Source organism: Coprobacillus sp. (assembly GCF_984815275.1).
In genome coordinates, this window is record NZ_CFJNYH010000072.1 from 1 (window position 1) to 6,807 (window position 6,807).

The 6,807-nt window shown below is 30.8% G+C and carries 5 protein-coding genes; all 5 read right to left on the reverse strand.

All coding sequences use genetic code 11. The annotated features are described in order from the left end of the window. Positions 1-145: 145 nt before the first annotated feature. The 5 genes from AC5M21_RS15580 to AC5M21_RS15600 all read right to left on the reverse strand — a co-directional run bounded on the left by AC5M21_RS15580 (position 146) and on the right by AC5M21_RS15600 (position 6,655). Complete coding sequence (locus AC5M21_RS15580) at positions 146-805, reverse strand: potassium channel family protein (RefSeq protein ID WP_008788093.1); 660 nt, start codon at positions 803-805, stop codon at positions 146-148. 8 nt (positions 806-813) lie between these two features. Beyond that, positions 814-2,130, reverse strand: coding sequence for a TrkH family potassium uptake protein (locus AC5M21_RS15585; protein ID WP_008788092.1), 1,317 nt, complete (start codon positions 2,128-2,130; stop codon positions 814-816). 254 nt (positions 2,131-2,384) lie between these two features. Then, positions 2,385-4,067, reverse strand: a complete 1,683-nt coding sequence (locus AC5M21_RS15590) for a Na/Pi cotransporter family protein (RefSeq protein ID WP_008788091.1) — start codon at positions 4,065-4,067, stop codon at positions 2,385-2,387. 159 nt (positions 4,068-4,226) lie between these two features. Then, on the reverse strand, positions 4,227-5,906 hold the full coding sequence (locus AC5M21_RS15595) for a Na/Pi cotransporter family protein (protein WP_008788090.1): 1,680 nt from the start codon (positions 5,904-5,906) through the stop codon (positions 4,227-4,229). A gap of 143 nt (positions 5,907-6,049) precedes the next feature. Beyond that, the gene (locus AC5M21_RS15600) at positions 6,050-6,655 is read right to left on the reverse strand and encodes a PTS sugar transporter subunit IIB (protein WP_017144124.1); all 606 of its coding nucleotides are present in this window, start codon (positions 6,653-6,655) and stop codon (positions 6,050-6,052) included. Positions 6,656-6,807: the final 152 nt, after the last annotated feature.

Below are 6,807 nucleotides of genomic sequence, written 5' to 3' on the forward strand. Positions count from 1 at the left end.
CTTTTTTTATTTACACTTTTTTCAACTTTTATAAGTACATTATACTTCGTATGACAGATATATGCAATAAGCAAATAAAAAAGATTTAACGATTATCGTTAAACCTTATTTTCTAGCAAAAAAATATTTAATATTTCTTCATATTTTAGGAATAGCTATCCACAAACTGAGCAACTTTATTCTCTTTTCCAATAACAGCTATTGTATCCCCTGCTTTTAATAGATAATGTGGATCTATATCTGTATCAGTTATTCCATCATGATGAATAGCAATAATATTTAAACCAAAGTTTTCTCTAACTCTCATTCCAATAATAGATTTACCAATCATTTGCTTTGAAATTTCAAACTCTATAATCTCAATATCCTTACCAATAGAAATATAATCAACAAGATTCTCTCTTAAAATTTTCTTTGCAAGCCTTAAAGCCATATCTCTTTCAGGATAAACAACTTGTGCCCCAAGTTTTTCTAAAACTTCTCCTTGATCAGCATTTGTTGCTTTTGCAATGACTTTTGAAACACCAAGATTAATAACATTTAAAGTTGTTAAGATACTGACTTCAATTCTTTCACCAATACACACAATAACAACATCACAATTTTGAACTCCCACTTCTTCAAGAACATCCTTTGTAAGTGTCTGTGAAACAAAAGCATACTCAGTATATTCTCTTAACTCCTTCACTCTATCCTCATCTCTATCAATACCAATAACTTCTTTTCCTGCCTCTGCTAACTTTTTAGCCAAAGGCATACCAAATCTACCTAAACCTATAATTGCATAACTCTTTTCATTTGTCATATAATTACCTATCCTATCATAATATCTTCTGCTGAATATACAGCTGTTTTTGGTTCCTTATAAACACCCAAAGTAACAATAGTCATTGCTCCAATACGACCAATATACATTGTTAAGATAATAATAATTTTTCCTAAAACACTTAAATGTGATGTAATACCAGTAGATAACCCAACTGTTCCAAATGCTGATGTACTTTCAAATAACAATTGCATAAAAGTAAATCTAGGCTCTACAATACACAATAAAAATGTACTGATAATGACAACACATAAAGATAAAATTGCGACAACAAAGGCTTGCATAATAATACCTTCTGATATTCTACGTTTAAATGAAACACAATGCTGGTGAGTCATAATGCTCTTCATAACATTACCAATAACAAATAATGTACTTGTTTTAATACCACCACCTGTAGAACCAGGTGAAGCACCTATAAACATTAAGATGACTAACACAAATAACCCAGCATTTGTAAAGTTCCCTAAATTATATGTTGAAAACCCTGCAGTTCTAGCTGAAACACTTTGGAAAAAAGCTCCTAACCATGTTACATTTTCAGTCAGCTTAATTAATAATGTACCAATCACAATAAGCGCAATACTGACTGATATAACTGCCTTAGAATGAAATGTTAATTTTTTAAAAGACTTTTTATTTTTGACATCAATAATAACTAAAAAACCAATTCCTCCAAAAATAATTAATCCACTTGTAACTAAATTTAATAAAATATCATTTTGATAAGGAATAAGATTTGTAAGTCCTCCCAAAATATCAAAACCTGAATTATTAAATGCTGCTACAGAATGAAACAAACTAATACCTAAAGCATCTAATGGAGGATAATCTTGAACAAAAACAATAAAACTTAAGATTGCCCCAACAAGCTCAAATAATAATGTTATTTTCAAGACATACTTCACCAATTTAACTAAACCGCCATAACCCCCAATATTCCATGATTCTTTAATCAGTTTTCTAACCTTAAATCCAACACGTTTACCAGCCGCTAAAATAATTGTTACCCCAACACAAGTTACACCTAAACCGCCAATTTGGATTAATAAAGCAACAACTGTTCTTCCAAAAACAGTAAAATGTTCTGCTGTATCAATAGCAATTAATCCTGTCACACATACAGCACTTGTTGATGTAAACAACGCATCTATGAATGAAACAGTCTGATCATCACGGACAGAAACTGGCAACATTAATAGAATAGCTCCTACTAAAATAACACTTGCAAATCCAAATGCAATCAATCGTGGAGGAGATGAATGTTTAACATACTGATTGACTTTCCTTAAAATTAATTTCATATTTAAAATCGATCACCAGGCTTTCTTTAAAATAAAAAAACAGATTCTAAAAAGCGTGAATCTGTCTTGTCATCATTATGGTATTATAAAGTTTTACTCATATAAGTAAAACTTGAATGATACACATAAAATCATGTTGAATAAATAAAGCAATTGCTTTATGACAGACTCCACCACATATTCAACATATTCACTTTACCACTTTTTATATACACTATCAATCCTTTTTCTAGATGTATTCACTAAGATTTATTTTATGAATTCTTTTCAACTTCTTCCTTGATTAATTTCATGGCTGCAACAGCTTTTCTAATTTTATAAAAACTTTCAGCAATGTTAAGTCCATGATCTCCTATACGTTCAAAATCAGTTAGTATTTTCGTATAAATGACACTATTTTCTGTCGTACACTTCTTTTCTTTAAGTCTTAATAACTGATTTACACTAAATTGATGATGCGTTTTATCAATATGTTCTTCTATGACATCAACCTTATCTACAATATTTTTAAACTCATCATAATTAATGATTTTGAGTTCATCTAGAATATTGGTACAAAGATTACTCATCATTCCTATTTCTTCTACAGCCTCATCAGAAAAATGTTTATCTTCTTCATGCAGTAATCTTGCTCTCTTGGCTATATTTATAGCGTGATCTCCGATTCTTTCTATATCTGCTGATACTTTCACAAACAAAGCAATAGCTTGTGAACCCTCTAGAGGAAGTTCATTAGAAATAGCAGAAGTTGTAAAATCAACAATTTCTCTATTGAGATAGTCAATATATTCTTCATTTCTTAGAAGTTGTTCATATTTTTCTTCTTTATAACTTATTATTAACTCAAACGATTTTCTAACATTTTCAATTGCGACATCTAACATATTCTGACTTTCATTAAATAACTGAGTATTGGCTATAGCACTCGTTCCAATATGATAATCATTTGTAAAAATAGAGAAATCTAGATGCTTTAATGTCATTTGAGCTTCTTTATCTTTCTTCTTAGGAAGAATTATAAATGTAAAATCAACTAACTTTTTACCAAATGGTAATAATATAATTGTTGTGACAATATTAAACACAGTATGAACATTAGCGATTTGGGCAGCTACATTCGTTGGTGTTAAAGATTGCATAAAATATGCAAAATCAGTTGTCATACATATAAGCACAAAAATTGCAGTTCCAATCATATTAAAAGATAAATGTATAACTGTAGTACGCTTCGCATTCCTACTTGTTCCAATAGATGCAAGTACAGCTGTAATACAAGTTCCAATATTTTGACCAAACAATACATAGATAGCTGTTGGTAATGTAACAACTCCACTCATCGCTAAGGCTTGTAAAATTCCAACAGATGCTGACGAACTTTGAATGATAGCAGTAAAGATTGCTCCGACAGCCACACCAATGAGAGGATTCTCAAAATTAGAAACAATATGAATAAACTCTGGTGAGCTTCTCAATGGTTCCATAGCAGTTGACATCATATTCATTCCTATAAATAAAATTCCTAATCCAGCTGCAATTGTTCCAAAAGCATCTAATTTCTTACTTTTAAAGAAAACAATTAATGCTACACCTATAAATGCAATAACTGGTGCTAATGCAGTAATATCTAATGCAATTAATTGACCAGTAATCGTTGTTCCAATATTGGCTCCCATAATGACCCAAACAGCATTCTGTAAACTCATAAGTCCTGCATTGACAAAACCAACAACCATAACAGTTGTTGCAGAAGATGATTGAATAATAGCCGTAATTAAAGCTCCTACTGCAACACCCAAAAAGCGATTTGTAGTTAACTTCTCTAGTATAGCCTTCAACTTATTCCCAGCGGCCAATTCTAATCCGTTAGACATCATTGTCATTCCATAAAGGAATAATGCTAATCCCCCTGCTAACGCAAATACATTTGATAATTCCATTTTTCTTCCTCCCTTTTGATTACCAAAATAAAAGACAGATTTCTCCTTAAAAGGATGGAATCTGTCTCTTATTTTCGCAATCAAAAATACACATTTGTTGAATAAATAAAGTAATATACTTTATGCCAGACTCCACCACATATTCAACAAAATATTCAATTATTCTTCAATCATTTCTGGTTTCACCATTTTCATAGCTGCAACAGCTTTTCTAATTTTATAAAAACTTTGTGCAATATTCAAACCATGGTCACCAATTCTTTCAAAATCAGTTAATGTTTTTGTATAAACAACACTATTTTCTGTTGTACATTGTTTATTTTTTAAACGAATCAATTGATTAATACCAAACTGATAATTCGTTTTATCAATATTCTCTTCTATGATATCTACTTTATCTACAAGATCTTTAAATTCATCATAATTCATGATCTTTAATTCATCTAAAATATTTGTACACAAACTGCTCATAATACCAATTTCGTCTAAAGCCGTATCAGAAAAACGTCTATTTTCATCATGAAGCAACTTTGCTCTAGCAGCAATGTTCACAGCATGATCACCAATTCTCTCTAAGTCAGCTGAAACCTTAAGGAACAAACCAATTGTTTGTGAACCTTCTATTGGAAATTCATTTGAAATCGCATTTGTTGTAAAATCAACAATCTGTTTATTTAAATAATTTATATACTCTTCACTTTTTTGCAGTTTTTCATATTTTTCATCTTTATAGCTAATCATTAATTCAAAAGACCTTCTCACATTATCAATAGCTACATCTAACATATTCTGTGTTTCATTAAATAATTGCGTATTCGCAATTGCACTTGTCCCAATATGATAATCATTTGTAAAAATAGAAAAATCCAAGAATTTTACATCCATACGATCTTCATGACCTTCCTTTTCAGGAAGAATCTTATATGCTAATTGAACAAGCTGTTTACCAAATGGTAATAATAATATTGTTGTTGCAACGTTGAAAACTGTATGTACATTAGCTATTTGAGCAGGAATATTTGTTGGTGTTAGTGCCTGCATCCATTGTGCAAATGGAGTTAACATACTAATAATAACAAATATAATTGTTCCTATAATATTAAAGGATAAGTGCAAAATAGTTGTTCTCTTTGCATTTCGCCCTGTTCCAATAGAAGCCAATACAGCAGTAATACATGTCCCAATATTTTGTCCAAATAAAACATATATTGCAGAAGGTAAAGTAATAACACCACTCATGGCTAATGCTTGTAAAATACCAACTGAAGCCGATGAACTCTGAATAATAGCAGTGAATAATGCACCTACAGCAATACCTATTAAAGGATTTTCAAAATTAGAAACAATACTTACAAATTCAGGTGAACTACGTAATGGTACCATTGCACCTGACATCATTTCCATCCCCATAAATAAGATACCTAGCCCCGCTGCAATTGTACCAATTGCATCCAATCGTTTACTCTTGAAAAATGCAATTAACGCAACACCTATAAATGCAATAACTGGAGCTAATGCAGTAATATCTAATGCAATTAATTGTCCCGTAATTGTTGTTCCAATGTTTGCTCCCATAATAACCCAAACAGCATTTTCTAGTTTCATTAATCCAGCATTGACAAACCCAACTGTCATCACAGTCGTTGCTGATGAAGATTGAATGAGTGCAGTGATCAATGCACCCACTCCAACACCTAAGAAACGATTTGTTATTAATTTTTCCAGGATTGTTTTCATTTTATTACCAGCAGCAAGTTCTAATCCATTGGACATCATAGTCATCCCATATAAGAATAAAGCTAAACCGCCAAGCAATGCAAATATATTAGATAATTCCATCTCTTTCCTCCCTATGATTTACAACAAAAGATTAACATTTCATTAACACAATGTAAATAAACTTAACATAAACTTAACATTTCTACGCCATTTTTTTTCATTTTTTGACAATTCAATAAAAAAAGAAGCATAATTGCTCTTTATTATGAATTTAATGCTTTTTGGATAATTCCTTCAAAATCACTTGTTGCAAAATCTACAGTTTCAATTGTCATAACCTTATTTCCATACTTTTCTCTATATTCAGGTAACATATAAGCAATTTGTGGCGCAAGTAAAATTATATCATACTCATTAGCAACATTATCAATATCACTATAACCAACCGCATCTACCTGTATTCCTAAATCCCTATGATTCATCATCTCTTGAATAGAATATGCAAAATAAGATGTCGTTAACCCTCCACTGCAACTTAATAAAATCTTCTTAATATCTGTTTGATGCACATTCATGTCATGGTGCTCAGATGAAGGCGTTGTTAAATAATGAAAGAAAGTATTGAACTGTTGTAGACTTGAATTCATATCATGCATTTGAAAATGTAAATAAAATATATTTTCATGACTCTTCGTATCTTTCACAGTTAACTCAACAATATTCTCATCATGAAACTCAATAACACCATAAATATCTCCATTATCTATCCAAAGTGTACAACATTTGTTATGACATATTTTGACTCCTTCATGATTTTTCACCCAACGATAAACAACTGGACACATTAAATCTTCATAAAATTCATTCATCTTCATTCCTCCCTCTTTTTTCATCCGTATCTTACCACTTGGAGTTAACTCTAAGTCAAGTGTTTTTCAAAAAAAGAAAAAAAGAAGGTATTTCCCTTCTTATAAATCACAAATGCCTGTTCCTTCTCCATACATTGCATACCAGTCACTAT

What these genes read in the sequence shown, in the direction of transcription:
- AC5M21_RS15580 (WP_008788093.1), bottom strand. Translation starts at nt 805, where the DNA reads ATGACAAATGAAAAGAGTTATGCAATTATAGGTTTAGGTAGATTTGGT.
- AC5M21_RS15585 (WP_008788092.1), bottom strand. Translation starts at nt 2,130, where the DNA reads ATGAAATTAATTTTAAGGAAAGTCAATCAGTATGTTAAACATTCATCT.
- AC5M21_RS15590 (WP_008788091.1), bottom strand. Translation starts at nt 4,067, where the DNA reads ATGGAATTATCAAATGTATTTGCGTTAGCAGGGGGATTAGCATTATTC.
- AC5M21_RS15595 (WP_008788090.1), bottom strand. Translation starts at nt 5,906, where the DNA reads ATGGAATTATCTAATATATTTGCATTGCTTGGCGGTTTAGCTTTATTC.
- AC5M21_RS15600 (WP_017144124.1), bottom strand. Translation starts at nt 6,655, where the DNA reads ATGAATGAATTTTATGAAGATTTAATGTGTCCAGTTGTTTATCGTTGG.